Here is a 16,627-nt window from a genome sequence, read left to right as displayed (position 1 = left end):
CTCGATTCGGTTTACCTATTTACATGATCTCGGTGTTGTTCTAACGTCTCGTCCACATCGAGCCCGGCCGTGCTGACGGCACGAGCGAGAGCTGAGGTTCAACGATGACCCATCTGGTTTTTCTCCTGCTCGGACTCGGGAACGGGGCGGTGTTCGGCGCACTCGCGCTGGCGCTCGTCCTGACCTATCGCAGTTCCGGTGTCCTCAACTTCGGGACCAGTGCGATCGCGCTGCACGCCGCCTATGTCTACGCCCTGCTGCGCCAGGGCAAGCTCCTGCTGCTGGTGCCCGGCCTGCCGGTGAGCGTCGACATCGGCGGGCCGCTGGGCCTGGTGCCCGCGCTGCTGCTCACCCTCGTGGTGTCGGCGCTGTTCGGGCTGGTCCTGTACGTGCTGATCTTCCGGCCGCTGCGCACCGCGCCGCCGGTCGCCAAGGCCGTCGCCGCGCTCGGCGTCTCGCTGGTCGTCAGCGGGGTGATCGCGGAGCGGATGGGCACCATCCCGGTGGCCGTCAAGCCGATCTTCCCGACCGGACTGTGGAAGTTCGGCACCCTGCGGATGTCCTCGGACCGGGTCTACTTCGCACTGACGATCCTCGTGGTCGCCGCGTTGCTGGGTGTCATCTTCCGCTACACCCGGTTCGGCCTCGCCACGCGCGCATCGGCGGAAACCGAGCGCGGCGCGTACGTCAGCGGGCTCTCCCCGGACCGGGTCGCCGCGTACAACTGGATGCTCAGTTCGGCGATCGCCGGACTGTCGGGCATTCTCATCGCGCCGATCGTGCCGGTGGTCCCGCTGGGTTACACGCTGTTCATCGTGCCCGCCCTGGCGGCGGCGATCCTCGCCAGGTTCCAGCTGATCTTCGTGGCCGCGGCGGCCGGGCTGGTGATCGGCATGCTGCAGTCGGAAGTCCAGTACCTGCAGACCCACCTGAGCTGGCTGCCCTCCTCCGGGCTGCCGGAGCTGGTGCCGCTGGTGCTGATCATGCTCGTGCTGGTGGTCCGCGCCCGGCCGTTGCCCACCCGCGGCGCGCTCATCCTGCGCACGCTCGGGCGCGCGCCCCGGCCGAGACTCGTCCTGCCCACGGCCGTGGTCGGCGCGGTCATCGCGGTGGTCGCCCTGCTGGTGCTGCAGGACCGGTTCCGGGCCGGGCTGATCGTCAGCATGATCATGGCGATCATCGCGCTGTCGGTGGTGGTGGTGAGCGGCTACGCGGGCCAGCTTTCGCTCGCGCAGCTGACACTCGCCGGCGCCGCGGGGTTCGCGCTCGGCCCGCTGGGCAACAGCCTCCATCTGCCGTTCCCCATCGCCCCGCTGCTCGCCGCGGTCGCGGCGGCCGTGCTCGGCGTGGTCATCGGGCTGCCGGCGCTGCGCATCCGAGGACTCACCGTCGCGGTGGTGACGCTGGCGCTGGCGTTCGCGCTGGAGGCGTTCTGGTTCCGCAATCTCGACTTCGTCAGCAGTTCCGGGGTCACCGTCGCCGAACCGACTCTGTTCGGCTGGGACCTCGGGATCGGGACCGGCGACGCCTATCCGCGCGTCACGTTCGGGCTGCTGTGCCTGCTGGTGCTGATCCTCGTCGCGATCGGGGTGGCCTGGTTGCGGCGCAGCGGTCTCGGCTCGCAGATGCTCGCGATCCGCGCCAACGAGCGGTCGGCCGCGGCGGCCGGGGTCAACGTGGTGCGGGTGAAGATCCTCGTCTTCGCCATCGCCGCGTTCATCGCCGGGCTGGGCGGCGCGCTGCTGGCGTACCAGCAGCGGACGATCACCTACGACGCGTTCTCGGCCGTCGCCGGGCTGAGCCTGTTCGCGACCGTCTACCTCACCGGGATCACCTCGGTCTCCGGCGGGATCCTGGCCGGTTTCTCGGCCACCGGCGGGCTGGTGTTCATCATCGTGGACGAGGTGGTCGGCACCGGTGGCTGGTACGTCGTGGTGTCCAGCGTGCTGCTCATTCTCACGGTGATCATGAACCCCGAGGGCATCGTCGGCCCGGCGCACCAGAAGCTCGCCGCGGTCCGCGCCCGGCGTGAACCCGTTGTGGCGCAAGAGAAATCGCCACCGCCCAGCCCGGGAAAGCGGCGGGAGCGGGAAAACAAGGGCAGCGCCGACCTGCTTTCCGTGCGAGGCCTGCAAGTTCGCTACGGCGGCGTCGTCGCGGTGGACGACGTGAGCTTCGACGTGCCCGAGGGCGCGATCGTCGGCCTGATCGGGCCCAACGGCGCGGGCAAGACCACGCTGCTCGACGCGATCAGCGGGTTCGCCGGACACAGTGGATCGGTCACCCTCGGCGGCCGTTCGCTCGAGAAACTCGCGCCGCACCAACGGGTCCGCACCGGACTCGGCCGCACGTTCCAGGCGCTCGAACTCTACGACGACCTCAGTGCGGAGGAGAACGTGGTGGTCGGACTGACCGCCTCGCACGGACGGCGGGAACGTCCGCCGGAGGAGACGCTCGAGGCGGTGTTCTCCTTGCTGGACCTGGGTTCCCTGCGTTCCCGTCCCGCGGGTGAGCTGTCCCAGGGGCAGCGTCAGCTCGTCTCGATCGCCCGCGCGCTGGCCGGCGGGCCACGGGTGCTGCTGCTCGACGAACCGGCGGGCGGGCTCGACACGGCCGAGAGCACGTGGCTGGGCGAGCGGCTGCAGGTGCTGCGGGACGCCGGGATCACGATCGTGATGGTGGACCACGACATGGGGCTGGTGCTGAGCCTGTGCGACCAGGTCCAGGTGCTGAACTTCGGCAAGGTCATCGCGGCGGGCACCCCGGCCGAGATCCGGGCCGACCGCGCGGTCGCGGCGGCCTATCTCGGCGGCGCGCACGAGGCGGCGCTGTCATGAGCGCCGCGCTGGAAACCCGGGGGCTGGTGGCCGGGCACGGCTCCGTGCCGGTGCTGCGCCCGCTGGACCTGACCGTCGAACACGGCACCGTGCTCGCCGTCCTCGGCCCGAACGGCGCGGGGAAGACGACACTGCTGACCACCTTGGCCGGGTTGCTGCCGAGCCTCGGCGGCGAGGTGCTCCTCGACGGGAAACCGTTGCCCCGGGGGAAACCCCGGACGGCCAACCGGTCGGGCGTGATCCTGGTGCCCGACGACCGCGCGCTGTTCACCACGCTGACCGTCCGGGAGAACGTCGTACTCGCGCGCCGCGCCGGCGGGCCGTCGCTCGACGACATCCTGGACATGTTCCCCGCCCTGCGGGCCCGGCTCGGCGTGGCCGCGGGCGCGCTCTCCGGCGGCGAGCAGCAGATGCTGGCCGTGGCGCGCGGGATGGTGCAGAACCCCAAGGTGCTGCTCATCGACGAGATGAGCATGGGGCTGGCGCCGGTGATCGTCGAGGACCTGCTGCCCGTGGTGCGGCGGATCGTGGACGAGACCGGTGCCGTGGTCGTGCTCGTCGAACAGCACGTGCGGCTGGCGCTGGAGGTCGCCGACCACGCGATCGTCCTGGTGCACGGCGACATCACGCTCGCCGGATCCGCAACCGAACTCGCCGCCGACCGGCGGCGGCTCGAAGCCGCCTATCTCGGCGGCGCCGAGGAGGGGGCGGCCTGAGCCGTCCCCCGAACCCTAGGAAAGGTCCAACCGACATGCGAGCCGGTCTCACACAAAGACGTGTCCGTGCCGTCGTGCCGGCGGTGCTGGCCGCGGTGGCACTGACGCTCAGTGCCTGTTCCAGCGGGGCGTCGGGCGACAACGCCAGCGACGCCGACATCACCAAGGCACTGGGCACCCCGAACAAAGCCACCGGCAGCCCGGTGTTGCTCGGGCTGATCAGCGACGGCAAGGGCACCTCCATCGACCAGAGCGCCGAGATCAAGGGGGCGCAGGCCGCGATCGGCTACGCCAACGACTATCTCGGCGGGATCAACGGGCACGCGATCCAGCTCAAGGTCTGCGAAACACAGAACTCACCCTCGCAGGCCACCGACTGTGCCAACCAGATGGTCAGCGCCAAGGTGTCCGCCGTCGTCGCGGGCACGCTCGCCGAAGCCGACCAGGTGATCTCGGTGCTGGGCGCGGCGAAGATCCCCGCGTTCTTCTCCCAGGCCGCCTCGAAGGCCGGGCTGTCCACGCCGGGCATCTTCTCGATGACCAACGCCCTCAACTACTTCAGCACCCCTGCGGCGTATGCGAAACAGCAGGGCTTCGGGCGGGCGACGATGGTCGTGATCGACGTGCCCGGGGCGAGCGGTCCCGCGCAGCAGATCGGCAGTCTGCTGTTCGGCAAGGCCAACGTGGCCTACAACGTGGTGCCGATCCCGCCGGGCACGGCGGACATGACCCCGCAGATCCAGGCGGCGGAAGCGAACAGCCCGAAGATGTACATGCTGCTCGGTGACGCCACCTTCTGCAGCAGCGCCATCAAGGCCCTGCGCACGCTCGGGGTGCAGTCCACCATCCTGGCGTCGGAAACCTGTGTGAACTCCGACGCGAGCGCCTCGATCCCCGGCGGGTACGACGGGGTGAAGGTGGTCGCGAGCCTCGAGTTCAACAGCGAGGACGCGGAGTTCAAGACCTTCAAGGCGGCGCTGTCGCGTTATGGCGACGGCACCGCGCCCGCTTCGATCCCCGGTATCGGCTACGCCGTGGCGCTGGGCCTGGTCCGTGCGCTGAACGCGGCGAAGGTCACCGACACCTCGCCGGCCGGGCTGCAGGCGGCGGTGCAGTCCGCACCGCCCGTGCCCTACCCGCTCAACGGCGGCGCGACCTTCCAGTGCAACGGGAAGGCGGTGTCGCTGTCGCCGAACATCTGCAGTGCCAACGGCATCATCGCCGACGCGGCGCAGGACGGCACGCTGTCGAACTACCAGGTGGTGCAGGCCGGTGACCTGCTGACCACCGGCGGCTGACAACCAACAGGACTGCCCCCGTCGTACCGGCTGACCGGTGCGGCGGGGGCAGCTCTTCGTGCGTGGCTTCAGTTTTCGAGGAAGGTCTCCAGCGCCGGCACCGGGCGGTCCACCGAACCCGGCACCCAGCCCGCCTCGATCTTGCGCGGCCCGGCGCCTTCCGGGCCCCAGATGTGGCAGCTGCCCAGCGGAAGCGGCACCGGCCCGCCCGAGGGGTCGGCCGGTTTGCCCTGCCGGGCGAACGCGATCCGCTCACTGGCCGTGCGCACGACGGCGGGACCGATCGCCCGGGCCAGTTCGCCGAGATGGGAGCAGCCGGAAACCCCGCCGAGCCGTTGCCGCAGTTCGCGCGAGAAGCCCCGGCGCACGGAAATCCCGGCCAGCCGGGCGAAAGCGGGCGCGATGAGCGGGCATTCGGCGTGCGGGAACGAGGACATGCCCGCGTCCGCGGCCGTGATCACCAGATCGGGCAGGTGCACGGTCACGCGCAGGGTCATGTCGTGGATCCGCTGCTGATGCGGCTCCGCCCACGGGATCTGGTCGGTCAGCCTGCCCACGACGGTGAAGTGCTCGTCGTCGAGCGGGTAGGAGTCCATGATGATGCTGCGCCGGTGCACGACGCCCTCGGGCGCGGGCGGGATCCCGGATTCTCGGTCGGGCAAGATCGTCTCCTCACTTGAGCAGATGGCGGGCGACCACCATGCGCTGCACCTCGGTCGCCCCTTCGCCGAGCCGTTTCACGCGCAGGTCGCGGAACCAGCGCTCCAGCGGCATCTCCTTCGCGAGCCCGAGCGCGCCGTGCAGCTGCACGCACCGGTCCAGCACCCGGAAGGCGGTCTCGGTCGCGTGCAGTTTGGCGATCGACGCGTCGACCCGGACTTCGCGGCCGAGGTCGACGTTCCACGCGGCCTGGTAGGTGAGCAGGCGGGCGGCGCGCAGCTCGACTTCGCTGTCGGCCAGCATCCACTGCACACCTTGTTTGTCCGCCAGCTTCGCGCCGAACACGTCGCGGTCCTTGACCCAGCCGATGGTCATCTCCAGCGCGGCCTGCGCGATGCCGATCGGGCCCGCCGCGTACAGCACCCGGCCCCGCACCAGGAAATCCGACGCGAGCCGGAAACCCGCGCCCTCGTCGCCGATCCGGTTGGCCACCGGGACCCTGGCGTTCTCGAAATGCAGTTCGGCGGGGGAGAAGGAGTTCATCACCTCGATCGGCACCATGCTCAGCCCGGGTGTCTCGCGCTCCACGATGAAACAGCTGATGCCGTCCCGTTCGCCGGGCGCGCCCGTCCGCGCGTACACCACGCCCCAGTCGGCGGTCAGCGCGTGACTGGTCCACATCTTGGTGCCGTTGAGCACGTAATGGTCGCCGTGGCGCTCGGCGCGGCACTGGATCGCGCGCGCGGGATCGGACCCGCCGGCGCTCTCGCTGATCGCGGTGAAAGCCTTGCCCGCCTTGCCTTCGATGATCGGACGGGCGTAGCGGTCGAACTGTTCGGGACTGGCCTGGAACAGCACGCTGGGCGGGTTCCCGCCGAAAGCGCCCGCCGCCGGGAAGAACGCGCCCATCCGGCATTTCGCCGCTTCCTCGGCCACCACGACCTGGCCGAGCATGCTCAGCCCCGCGCCGCCGTACTCGACCGGCGTCTGCAGCGCCCACAGCCCCAGCCCGCGCGCTTTCTCTTGCAGCGGAAGCAAAAGCTCGGGCGGCAGGCCGGCGGCGTCGTGGTCGAGCTTGTCCTCGGCCGGGCGCACCTCGGCCGCCATGAACCGCCGGACGGTGTCGGCCAGCATCCGGAACTCCTCCGGCAGTTCCCAGGCACCGGTCGGGAAATCGGGTTCAGGCAAGGTCCCTCCAACGCGTCAGAACGGTTTCGGCGGCCACCGGGCCGCGTTCGCGCGGGGTCCGCGCCGGGGTCCGGGAGAAGCGCGGGGCGGGCGCCGGCTGCGGTATGCCGTCCACCTCGGTGATCACCTCGCGGGCGGCCATGTGCGGATGCCCGGCGACCTCGCCGAAGGCGAGCACCGGCGTGACACACGCGTCACTGCCCTCGAAGACTTCCGTCCACTCGGCACGGGTCTTCGTCGCGAACGTCGCGGTGAACGCCTTGCGCAGCACCGGCCAGCCCGATTCGTCGTGCTGCGCGGGCAAACTCGCGGGATCGAGCCCGAGCAGGGTCACGAACTCGCGGTAGAACTGCGGTTCGAGGGCGCCGACGGCCATGTAGCGGCCGTCCGCGGTTTCGTAGACGTCGTAGTACGGCCTGCCGGTGTCGAGCTGGTTCGAGCCGCGCTTGTCGCGCCACCGGCCGCTGCCGCGCTGGACCCAGATCGCCTGCGCGAGGCTCGACGCACCGTCCACGATCGCGGCGTCCACCACCTGGCCGCGTCCCGAAGCCTGCCGTTCCACGAGCGCGGCGAGCACCCCGAGCACGAGGTAGAGCGAGCCGCCGCCGAAGTCACCGACGACGTTCAGCGGCGGCACCGGAGGTTCGCCGGCCCGGCCGATCGCGTGCAGGATCCCCGTCAGCCCGAGGTAGTTGATGTCGTGTCCGGCGCTCCCGGCCAGCGGGCCGTGCTGGCCCCAGCCGGTCATCCGCGCGTACACGAGGCCGGGGTTGCGCGCCGTGCATTCGTCCGGCCCGAGCCCGAGCCGTTCGGTCACGCCCGGCCGGAAGCCCTCGATGAGCACGTCGGCGCGGGCGATGAGGTCGAGGATCCGGTCCCGGTCGCCCGGGTCCTTGAGGTCGGCCTCCAGCACGTGGCGTCCCCGGTGCGGCCGGTCCACGTCCGGCCGCCGGACCTGCACCACGTCGGCACCGAGATCGGCCAGCAGCATCGCGGCGTGCGGGCCCGGCCCCATCCCGGCCAGCTCCACCACCCTCGTCCCGGCCAGCGGGCCGGTGGGGTCAACGGTCATGTACTCGACCATAACTGACCATATGTACACATTGATAGTGGCCTCGACGTTGGCTTGGCGAGCCAGTTTTGCCAGGTGCTTGCCTCTTGAGTGGATTTCACTACAGAATAGATCTGACAGTGCGTTCACTACTTTTGTTTCGAGGTCTCATGCTGGTCGGTGACATCCCGCGCCGCAATGCCCGGCGCTACCCCGCGAAGATCGCGCTCCGGCACGGAGATGCCGCGCTGACCTGGTCCGCGCTCGACGAGCGCGCCAACCGGCTGGCGACGCACCTGCTCGACCGGGGCCTGGCGACGGGCGACCGGGTGGCCGTGTCCGCCCGCAACTGCCTGGAATGGCCGGAACTGGTCTTCGGCATGGCCAAGGCGGGCCTGATCCTGGTGCCGCTGAACATCCGCCAGTCCGCCGACGAGGTGGCGCACGTACTGGGCGACTCCGGCGCGCGTGCCGCGATCCTGCACCACGACCAGGTGGAGCGGCACGGGGAGGTGCTGTCCGGGCTGGACTTCCTGCTCGAGATCGGCGGCAGCGACGCGGGGGAGTCGTACGACACGGCGCTGGCCAAGGGCCGTGCCCTCGACCCGACCCCGGCCACCCTGACCGACGCCGACGTGCAGTTCATCCTCTACACCAGCGGCACCACCGGCCGGTCCAAGGGCGTGGTGAACGCCCACCGCGGGATGCTCGCGCAGGTGCTCGACACGAGCATCTCCACCGAGGCCCGGCACTCCGACGTCATGCTCGCCACGACGCCGTTCTTCACCGCCGGCGGCATGGTGCGCACGCTGTCCTGGCTCTACCTCGGGCAGACGATGGTGATCCACCCCCGGTTCGACGCCGACGCGGTGATCGACGAGATCGAGCGCAGCCGGGTCACGTTCACCACGTTCATCCCGACGATGCTGCACCGGACGCTGCGCATCCTCGAAGAGGGCCCGGCGCGCGACATGTCCAGCCTGCGCCGGATCAGCTACGGTTCCGCGCCGGTGCCCGTCGGGCTGGCGGAGAAGGCGATGAACCTGCTGGGCTGCGACCTCCAGCAGCGCTACGGGCTCACCGAAGCCGGTGGCCAGGTCACGATCCTCGGCCCGGACGAGCACCGGCAGATGGTCGCCGGCCGCGAGTCGCTGCTCACCTCGTGCGGCCGCGAAACCCCCCATGCCGAGATCCGGATCCTCGACGACGACGGCAACGAGCTCCCGCCGGGCGAGGTCGGCGAGATCGTGATCCGCTGCGAGTCCAACGCGCTGGGCTACTGGAACAACCCCGGGCAGACGGCCAAGACGTTCCGGGCCGACGGGCTGTGGTCCGGTGACCTCGGCCGCCTGGACGAGGACGGCTACCTGCACATCGAGGGCCGCCGCACGGACATGATCATCTCGGGTGGGTTCAACGTGTACCCGGCCGAGCTGGAGCGCGTGCTCGGCGGGCATCCGCAGGTGGACCTCGCCGCGGTGGTCGGCGTGCCGGACGAGGAGTGGGGCGAGACCCCGGTCGCGGTGATCGTGCCCAAGGGGAAGGTCGACGCGACCGCGTTCGAGGCGCAGCTCAAGGGGCTGTGCCGGGACCAGCTCGCCGGCTACAAACAGCCGCGCCGCTTCGTGTTCCGCACCGAGCTGCCGCTCGGGCCCGCGGGGAAGGTGCTCAAACGCGAGCTGCGCGCGCAGCTGTCCTGATCCCGGTCCCCGGTGGGGGCGGTACCCGCGGGTACCGCCCCCACCGGTTTTTCACCGGGGCAGGCCCAGCACCCGCTCGGCGAGGATGTTGCGCATGATCTCGGTGGTGCCGCCCGCGATCGTCGCCGCGCGCGAGCGCAGATAGGCCAGCTGGGCGGATCGCGTGGTGTCGCCCGCGACCCCGTCGAGGCCGAGCGCGGCCAGATGCGTGTCGCCGACCGCCTGCATCGCGAGGCTCCACGCCAGCTTGATCACCGAATGCTCCGCGCCCGGCGCGCCGCCCGCGGCGATCCGGCCCAGCGCCCGCTGCCCGAGCAGGGCCAGCAGGCGGGACTCGACGAGCCGGTCGGTCAGCTCCAGCCGGATCCCGTCGTCCAGGTCCCGCCCGGACAGCTCGCCGACCAGGTCGTAGACGGTCTGCTCCAGCCGGCTCGCCATCATGATCACGCCGGCGCGCTCGAAGCCGAGGGTGGTCATCGTGACGGTCCAGCCCTCGTTCAGCGGGCCGAGCAGCGCGTCCTTGGGCACCCGGACGTCGTCGAAGAACAGCTCGGCGAAGCCGCCTTCACCGGTGATCTGGGTGATGGGCCGCCGGGTGATCCCCGGGGTGTCCAGCGGCACCAGCAGAGCGGAGATTCCCTTGTGCGGCTTGGCATCCGGGTCGGTGCGCACGAGCAGCAGGCAGTAGTCGGCCTCCATTCCCTCCGAGGTCCAGATCTTCTGCCCGTTGATGACGAACTCGTCCCCGTCGAGTACCGCGCGGGTGCGCAGGCTGGCCAGGTCGCTGCCCGAGCCGGGCTCGGAAAACCCTTGGCACCACACGGTTTCCCCGGACTGGATGCCGTGCAGATAGCGCTGCTGCTCGGGCGTGCCGTACCGCATCAGGGTCGGTGCGACGTTGTTCACGCCGAGCACGCCGGCCAGATCGGGCGCGCGGTGCTCGGCGAGCACCCGGTCGCAGGCGACCTGGTCCACGATGCCCAGCCCGCGCCCGCCGAACTCCGTCGGCCACTGTGGCGCGATCCAGCCCACCGCGTGCAGCGTGCGCTGCCAGTCCAGGCGCGCGGTGAACGAGTCGTCGCTGCCCCACTTCTCGCGATGGGCCGGCAGCAGGCGTTCGACGTGCGCGGCGAGTTCCGCCGCCGGGGTGCCTGGCGCCGAGGCGGTGACGGCGTGGCCGTGGTTGCCGGTCGTCGGGTCGAGCCGGCGGCGGTGCGCCGCGCTGCCGCCGAACAGGGGCGCGGCCGCCCCGGCGCGCCGGTAGTACAGGTGCGCTTCGTGCTCCCAGGTGAAGCCGATCCCGCCGAGGATCTGGATGTAGTCCGCGCTCGCCTTGCGCGCCACCGTGGTGGCTTGGAGCAGGGCCAGCGCGACGGCGTCCTCGAGTTCCGGCGCGGACGCGCCGGAGTCGAGCAGCGCGGCGAGATGCCGGGCCGCGGCGCGGGCGAGTTCCACGCCGGTGAGCAGATCGGCGCAGATGTGCTTGATCGCCTGGAAGGAGCCGATCGGGTGGCCGAACTGTGTGCGTTCCCCGGCGTAGGCGACGGCCGCGGCCAGGCAGTGCCCGGCGGCGCCGACCAGCTCGCTCGCCAGCGCGGCGCCCGCGGTCACCACGCCGCGCTGCACGGCCGCGACCGCCGCGCCACCGCGCGCGAGGACCGTCGCCGGAGTCGAGTACAGCGTCAGCGCCCCCAAGGGCCGCAACAGGTCCAGGCCTTCGATGCGGCGCATCGTCGCGCCGTCGGCGTCCGGTTCGACGGCGAGCAGCACCGGCCCGTCCGGGCTTTCGGCGAGCACCAGGTACCCCGAGGCCTCGGGGGAGAGCACCACATCGGCCCGGCCGGACACCCGGACGACGTCCTCGCCCAGCTCCGCCTGGAATCCGCCGCGGGCCCCACCGAGGCCCGAGCGTTCGGTCCAGGCGACGGCCGGGACGAGCGCGCCCGAGCAGATCCGGCTCAACAGCGCGCCGGACTCCTCGCCGGGAAGCCGGTCCAGCGTGCCGATCGCGCCGGCCACGGCGACCGCGGGCGTCGGGGCCAGCACCGCCCCGCAGGCCTCCATCGCGACCGCCAGATCGGCCCAGCTGCCGCCGGATCCGCCACGGGACTCCGGTACCGGCAGCCCGGCCAGCCCGAGCTCGGCCAGCGGCGGCCACAGGGCCAGCTCGGTGACCGAGCCGGGGTCACTCACCTGCTTGTGCGCCGCGCCGGCCGGCCATTGTTTCGCCAGCAGCCCGGTGACGGCGTCGGCCAGTGCCTGCTGGTCCGGGGTATCCGCCACGGCGACGTTGCTCCGCATTGTCGATCACGGTCCTTCCTGCATAGATACGCAATGTCAGAATCTACCCGATGTGGCTTAAATATTGTGCTGTTTAGGCTGTTGCCTCGAAGTGAGCGTGCCGATACGGTGACGAAAGTGTCAGAAGGAGAGTATTCGGTGAGTGTGGCAGTGCGTGCGACGGTGCTCCGGCTACTGGAGTCCGTCCAGCGCGGCGATCTGACGGGCGAGCGGATCGGCGGGTTCTTCACCGCCGACGCGGTGTACCACGTCCAGGTCCCCGCGATGGCGAAGGTGACCGGGCCCGAGGCGATCGCCGGCGAGCTGGTCCGGCAGACCGCGCACTATTCGGCGCTGGAGTGCGAAATCCACCGCGTGGTGGCCGGAGACGGCGCGGTCGTCGTCGAACGGACCGACCACCTCGTGCTGCCCGGCGGCGCGCGGGTTGCCAACGAGCTCGTCGCCGTCTTCGAGGGCGACGAGTCGGGCCGGATCACCGCCTGGCGCGAGTACTGGGACTCGGTGGCACTCGGGCAGCGGATGAAAGCCGCCGCCGGCACCACGGATGAGGAGCGACGATGACCCTGGATCTCAAGGCGGCCGACTACACCCTGTCCGGCCTGCGGCCGTTCCCGGTCGCGGTCACCACCACGCACGAAGGACGGTCCAACGGGCTGATGTCGTTGTCCGCCGGTTCCGGGGGGATCGTCCCGGAGGCGCCGCGGGTGACCATCAGCCTCACCAAGTACAACCTGACGCACGACCTGGTGCTGGCGTCGGGGATCTTCGTGATGCACCTGCTGGCCGCGACTCCCGAGCCCGCGATGGAGGCCTCGCTGAAGATCCTGATGGGACTCGGCGGCAGCTCCGGGCGGGACGGGGACAAGCTCGCGCAGTTCGACACCGAACCGGGCGTCACCGGGGCACCGATCCTGCGGGACGCGCTCAGCTACGTCGAAGGCCGCGTGGTCGGCACCCTCGACGGCGAGGAGAACACGATCTTCCTCGCCGACGTGGTCGGCGCGGGCAAGCTGCGCGACGGGGAGCGGCTGCGCATCGGGCCGGCGTGGGCGAACCTGCCCAAGGAATGGATCGAGCAGTACGAGGCCAACCACGTGCCGCAGCTGGAGAGCGCGCGCCGCAACCGGGGACTGGTGGACTGATGGCGCAGTTTCCCCGTGACGAGGTGGAAAGCGCGTTCCGGCGCTACTTCCTGACCGGCCCGGTCGGCGAGGACTGGGCCGCATGGTCCCGGCTGTTCACCGAGGACGCGACCTACAACGACCACTTCTGGGGCACCTTCCACGGGCAGGCGGAGATCCAGCAGTTCCTCGAGGGCACCATGTCGTTCGCGGCGCACGTGTACTCGCCGCTGGTCTGGTACAACATCGACGGCTCGCACATCGTGTACAAGGTCCTCAACCGCGCCGACAACCCGGAGCCCGGCGGCGAGCCGATCGAGTTCCCGTCGCTGCAGGTGATCCAGTACGCCGGGGACGGCAGGTTCTCCTCGGAGGACGACTGGTGGACGGTGGCGGAGATGAAGCTGTTCAACCAGCGCTACACCGCCGCCCGCGAACGTGCGGGCGACCGCGCGCGGGATCCGTTGTCCCGGCTGGACTGGGGCACCTGGGTCGACTGGGCCCGGCCGCCGGAGGGACACCAGCCGAAGCCGTCCTGGGTGGGAAAGGACGTGCCGCCGATCGCGAGCCTGCGGGATATGACGTTCGGCGTGCGGCACCCGAGGCCGGCCCGATGAGCGTGCGGTTCGCCCTGATGTTCCCGATGCGGGCGGTCAAACACTACGAAACCTGGCGCGGGGACGGGGACCTCGGCACGGTCGCGCGGATCGTGGAGGAGGCGGGGTTCGACGGGTTCGCGATGAGCGATCACCCGTACCCGGAACGGAACTGGCTCGCCACCGGCGGGCACCACGCCTTCGATCCGTTCGTGTCGCTGAGCTATGTCGCCGCCTCCACCCAGCGCCTGAAGCTGATCACCTACGTACTGGTGAGCGCCTACCGCAACCCGTACCTCTCGGCCAAGGCGATCGCGAGCCTGGACACGCTTTCGCGCGGCCGGATGATCGTCGGGATGGGCGCGGGCTACCTGGAGCCGGAGTTCGAGGCGCTCGGCGCCGACTTTCCCGGGCGTGGCAAGGCTTTGGAGGCCGCGATCCCGGCGATGCGGGCGGCCTGGACGGGCCAGGACCATCCCGGGCCTGCCTTCCCGGCGACCGGACACGAGATGCTGCCCGCCCCGGTGCAGCCCGGCGGCCCGCCGATCTGGATCGGCGGCAACAGCGCGGCCGCGCGGCGGCGGGCGGTCACCCTCGCGCAGGGCTGGATCCCGATGGGACAGTCCAAAGAGGTCGCGAAGATCACCGGGACACCGCCACTGGAAACGGCTTCCGAGCTGGCCGGCCGGATCAGGGAGATGCAGGGCAAGCGGTCGGCGGCCGGACTGTCCCCTTTGGACATCTCGTTCGCGCCGTTCGAGAGTGGCCTGCTCCGCCAGGACGCCGGCGAGTTCGCCACCACTGTCCGCAAGGCGCTGGACGGCTACGCCGAGGCAGGGGTCACCTGGCTGACGGTCGAACCGGCGAGCCGCAGCCTGGCGGACTTCCGGCGCGACGTCGGCCAGATCGGTGACCTCCTGCTTTCCCCGGCGCGCTGACTCAGCGGCGCAGCGCCTTGATCACCGGCGGGAGCTGGTCGGGCGTGCTGCCGTGCAGCACCAGCTCGTCAGCCCCGGCGGCGAGGTAGTCGCCGAACCGGGCCACGCAGTGTTCCGGCGAACCGACGGCGGAGGACGCCGCCAGCCATTCGGCGGGCAGCGCCTTCGCCGCTTCGGTGAGCTGGTCCCTGGTGCGCACGAAGTCCGCGGAACCCTTGATCCCGGCCAGCTGCGGGTGTTCGCGCAGGCGCTTGACCGCGGTGGTGTCCCAGCCGTTGGTTTCGGCGAGCTGTTCACCGAAACCGGGGATCTGGAAGTAGGTCACCGCACGGCCGCCGACCACCGCGGCCTCCTCCTCCGGGGGCAGCCCGGACGCCGTGATCACGGTGGCGTAGACGCGGATGGCGGCCGGATCGCGGCCCGCATCCTCGGCCGCGGCGCGCACCGTCGCGGCCGAGCGGGCGACCGCCTCCGGGGTCAGGAACGGGTGCAGGATCACGCCGTCGAAGTGGGCCCCGGCCAGTGCCAGCGTCTTGGGGCCGATGGCCGCGAGCACGAGCGGCGGCGGCGGGACGTCGGGCAGATCGGACAGGCGCATCGCCGGGAAGCGCCCGACAGGCCCGTCATATGACACCTTGTCACCCTTGCAGAGTCGCCGCAGGATGTCGGCGGAGTCGGCCAGGATCCGGTTGTTCGCCGGGGGCAGCCCGACCGCCTTCCACATCGCCGCCACCGACCGGCCGAACCCCAGCACGATCCGCCCGCCGGTGAGCCCCTGCGCGGTCATCGCCATCGACGCGAGCACCGCGGGGTGGCGGACCTGGAAGTGCGTGATCCCCGCCGCGACCTTGGCCCTGCTCGTAACCTGGCCCAACGCGCCGGCGAGCACCGCGAAGTCCTTGGTGCCCCAGCGCTCGCTCAGCCAGACCGTGCCCAGCCCCAGCTCCTCGGCCGCCCTGGCCTGGTCGATGGCCGGACGCGGATCGGCCACCCGGCCCGGCAGCACGTACGCGCCCAGCACGCCGGGGTCGGCTGGAATGGGGTTCGGGCCGGCGGAAGTTGCCGCAGAGGGTGTAGTCATGCCGATTATTCTGACACTATGTACACGATAGGTCGAGAGTAGGGAGGTTCCGTGACCACCAACTCCACGGACACGACGGTGACCCGCGAAGTGCTCGGCGACTGGCTGGAGCGGCAAGGCTGGCGCGACGTCCGGCTCGGGGAGCTGACACAGCCCGACGCGGGCTATTCGGGCCGGACGGTGTTCGCCGACGCGTCCTGGACGACGCCCGAAGGCGGGACTGGGCACGCTGAGCTGGTGGTGCGCGTGCAGTCCCCGGATCAGCAGCTGTTCGTCGCGCCCGACGCGCTCCGCCAGGCCGCCGTGATGCGCGGGCTCGCCGGCAAGCCGGGCGTGCCGGTGCCCCGGATCTGGTTCACCGAACCGGATCCCGCTGTCCTCGGCGCGCCGTTCTACGTCATGGAGCGGGTACCCGGCCGGATCCCCGGCGACGTGCCGAGCTGGCACGCTCGCGGCTGGACCACCGAACTTTCCGCCACCCAGCGCGAAACCTTGCACGACAACGGTTTGGCCGCGCTGGTCGCGCTGCACCGGGTGGACTGGCGGGACGGCTTGGCGTTCCTGGAACCCGAGGGCACCGGGACGGCGCTGGACCGCTATCTCATGCAGCTGGAACGCTGGTACGACTGGTGTGGCCCGAGCCGCCGGTTCGGCCCGGAGATCCTCGACGCGGGCCTCGCGCACGTGCTGAGCCACCGGCCAGCCGACCCCGGCGAAGGCGTGGTGTGGGGCGATGCGCGGCCGGGGAACATCTGCTTCGCGGACGACCTGTCGGTCGCGGCCCTGTTCGACTGGGAGACCGCGACAGTCGGGCCCGCCGGGATCGACCTCGGCTGGTGGCTGATGTTCGAGCAGTACCTGTGCGAAGCGCAGGGCCGCAAGCGCCTGGCGGGTGTGCCGGACCGGGCCGGGACGATCGCCCGCTACACCGAGCTCGGTGGCGCGCCCGTGCCGGACATCGACTACTACGAACTGCTCGCGGGCGTGGTGATGACCCTGATCTCCAGCAGGCTCGCGGACGTGCTGGTGGAAACCGGCCGGGTGCCGGCGGAGATCGCGGCGATCTATCCCACGCGTGCCGTGGGGCTGGTGGAGCAGTCGCTGGGCAGGCTGTGAGAAACGCCGGGAGCGGGGGGATGG

The 16,627-nt window shown here is 71.0% G+C and carries 14 protein-coding genes; 9 read left to right on the top strand and 5 right to left on the bottom strand.

The annotated features are described in order from the left end of the window. The first annotated feature begins 104 nt into the window (after window positions 1-104). From VHD82_RS02385 to VHD82_RS02375, 3 genes are read left to right on the top strand one after another with little or no spacing between them, the layout of a single operon-like run. Window positions 105-2,837: a branched-chain amino acid ABC transporter permease/ATP-binding protein gene (locus VHD82_RS02385; protein ID WP_325696464.1), complete on the top strand. Its 2,733-nt coding sequence runs from the start codon at window positions 105-107 to the stop codon at window positions 2,835-2,837. Further along, a complete protein-coding gene (locus tag VHD82_RS02380; protein ID WP_325696462.1) occupies window positions 2,834-3,553 on the top strand; it encodes an ABC transporter ATP-binding protein in 720 nt (239 codons plus the stop codon). The genes VHD82_RS02385 and VHD82_RS02380 overlap by 4 nt, the downstream gene beginning before the upstream one ends. A 35-nt stretch (window positions 3,554-3,588) precedes the next feature. Further along, complete coding sequence (locus tag VHD82_RS02375) at window positions 3,589-4,851, top strand: ABC transporter substrate-binding protein (protein WP_325696460.1); 1,263 nt, start codon at window positions 3,589-3,591, stop codon at window positions 4,849-4,851. Window positions 4,852-4,919: 68 nt separating this feature from the next. Here the strand turns inward: VHD82_RS02375 and VHD82_RS02370 are convergent, their stop codons facing one another. Genes VHD82_RS02370 through VHD82_RS02360 form a run of 3 tightly spaced genes read right to left on the bottom strand, consistent with a single transcriptional unit; the run spans window position 4,920 to window position 7,771 of the window. After that, a complete protein-coding gene (locus VHD82_RS02370) occupies window positions 4,920-5,513 on the bottom strand; it encodes a DUF2889 domain-containing protein (RefSeq protein ID WP_325696458.1) in 594 nt (197 codons plus the stop codon). 10 nt (window positions 5,514-5,523) lie between these two features. Further along, complete coding sequence (locus VHD82_RS02365; protein ID WP_325696456.1) at window positions 5,524-6,699, bottom strand: acyl-CoA dehydrogenase family protein; 1,176 nt, start codon at window positions 6,697-6,699, stop codon at window positions 5,524-5,526. Continuing rightward, window positions 6,692-7,771, bottom strand: a complete 1,080-nt coding sequence (locus VHD82_RS02360) for a CaiB/BaiF CoA-transferase family protein (protein WP_325696454.1) — start codon at window positions 7,769-7,771, stop codon at window positions 6,692-6,694. The genes VHD82_RS02365 and VHD82_RS02360 overlap by 8 nt, the downstream gene beginning before the upstream one ends. Before the next feature lie 149 nt (window positions 7,772-7,920). Here VHD82_RS02360 and VHD82_RS02355 point away from each other — a divergent pair, with 149 nt between their 5' ends. Next, window positions 7,921-9,450 carry a class I adenylate-forming enzyme family protein gene (locus VHD82_RS02355; protein ID WP_325696452.1) on the top strand — a complete coding sequence of 510 codons (1,530 nt, stop codon included), beginning with the start codon at window positions 7,921-7,923 and terminating at the stop codon, window positions 9,448-9,450. Between the two features lie 51 nt (window positions 9,451-9,501). Here the strand turns inward: VHD82_RS02355 and VHD82_RS02350 are convergent, their stop codons facing one another. Further along, window positions 9,502-11,751 carry an acyl-CoA dehydrogenase gene (locus VHD82_RS02350; RefSeq protein ID WP_325696450.1) on the bottom strand — a complete coding sequence of 750 codons (2,250 nt, stop codon included), beginning with the start codon at window positions 11,749-11,751 and terminating at the stop codon, window positions 9,502-9,504. A gap of 138 nt (window positions 11,752-11,889) precedes the next feature. On the opposite strand from VHD82_RS02350, the gene VHD82_RS02345 reads away from it, so the two are divergent. From VHD82_RS02345 to VHD82_RS02330, 4 genes are read left to right on the top strand one after another with little or no spacing between them, the layout of a single operon-like run. Continuing rightward, a complete protein-coding gene (locus tag VHD82_RS02345; RefSeq protein WP_325696448.1) occupies window positions 11,890-12,312 on the top strand; it encodes a limonene-1,2-epoxide hydrolase family protein in 423 nt (140 codons plus the stop codon). Then, the gene (locus tag VHD82_RS02340; protein ID WP_325696446.1) at window positions 12,309-12,893 is read left to right on the top strand and encodes a flavin reductase family protein; all 585 of its coding nucleotides are present in this window, start codon (window positions 12,309-12,311) and stop codon (window positions 12,891-12,893) included. Before VHD82_RS02345 ends, VHD82_RS02340 begins: the two co-directional genes overlap by 4 nt. Next, on the top strand, window positions 12,893-13,489 hold the full coding sequence (locus VHD82_RS02335; protein ID WP_325696444.1) for a nuclear transport factor 2 family protein: 597 nt from the start codon (window positions 12,893-12,895) through the stop codon (window positions 13,487-13,489). The genes VHD82_RS02340 and VHD82_RS02335 overlap by 1 nt, the downstream gene beginning before the upstream one ends. Continuing rightward, the gene (locus VHD82_RS02330) at window positions 13,486-14,406 is read left to right on the top strand and encodes an LLM class F420-dependent oxidoreductase (protein WP_325696442.1); all 921 of its coding nucleotides are present in this window, start codon (window positions 13,486-13,488) and stop codon (window positions 14,404-14,406) included. The genes VHD82_RS02335 and VHD82_RS02330 overlap by 4 nt, the downstream gene beginning before the upstream one ends. A 1-nt stretch (window position 14,407) precedes the next feature. Here VHD82_RS02330 and VHD82_RS02325 read toward each other — a convergent pair whose 3' ends face one another. Continuing rightward, window positions 14,408-15,487 carry a TIGR03857 family LLM class F420-dependent oxidoreductase gene (locus tag VHD82_RS02325; protein ID WP_325696441.1) on the bottom strand — a complete coding sequence of 360 codons (1,080 nt, stop codon included), beginning with the start codon at window positions 15,485-15,487 and terminating at the stop codon, window positions 14,408-14,410. 51 nt (window positions 15,488-15,538) lie between these two features. On the opposite strand from VHD82_RS02325, the gene VHD82_RS02320 reads away from it, so the two are divergent. Then, window positions 15,539-16,603: a phosphotransferase family protein gene (locus VHD82_RS02320; protein WP_325696440.1), complete on the top strand. Its 1,065-nt coding sequence runs from the start codon at window positions 15,539-15,541 to the stop codon at window positions 16,601-16,603. Window positions 16,604-16,627: the final 24 nt, after the last annotated feature.

This window comes from Amycolatopsis sp. (assembly GCF_035546795.1).
Lineage (GTDB): Bacteria > Actinomycetota > Actinomycetes > Mycobacteriales > Pseudonocardiaceae > Amycolatopsis_E.
Note: the sequence above shows the minus strand (reverse complement) of the source record. Positions and strands in the feature narration are given on the sequence as shown.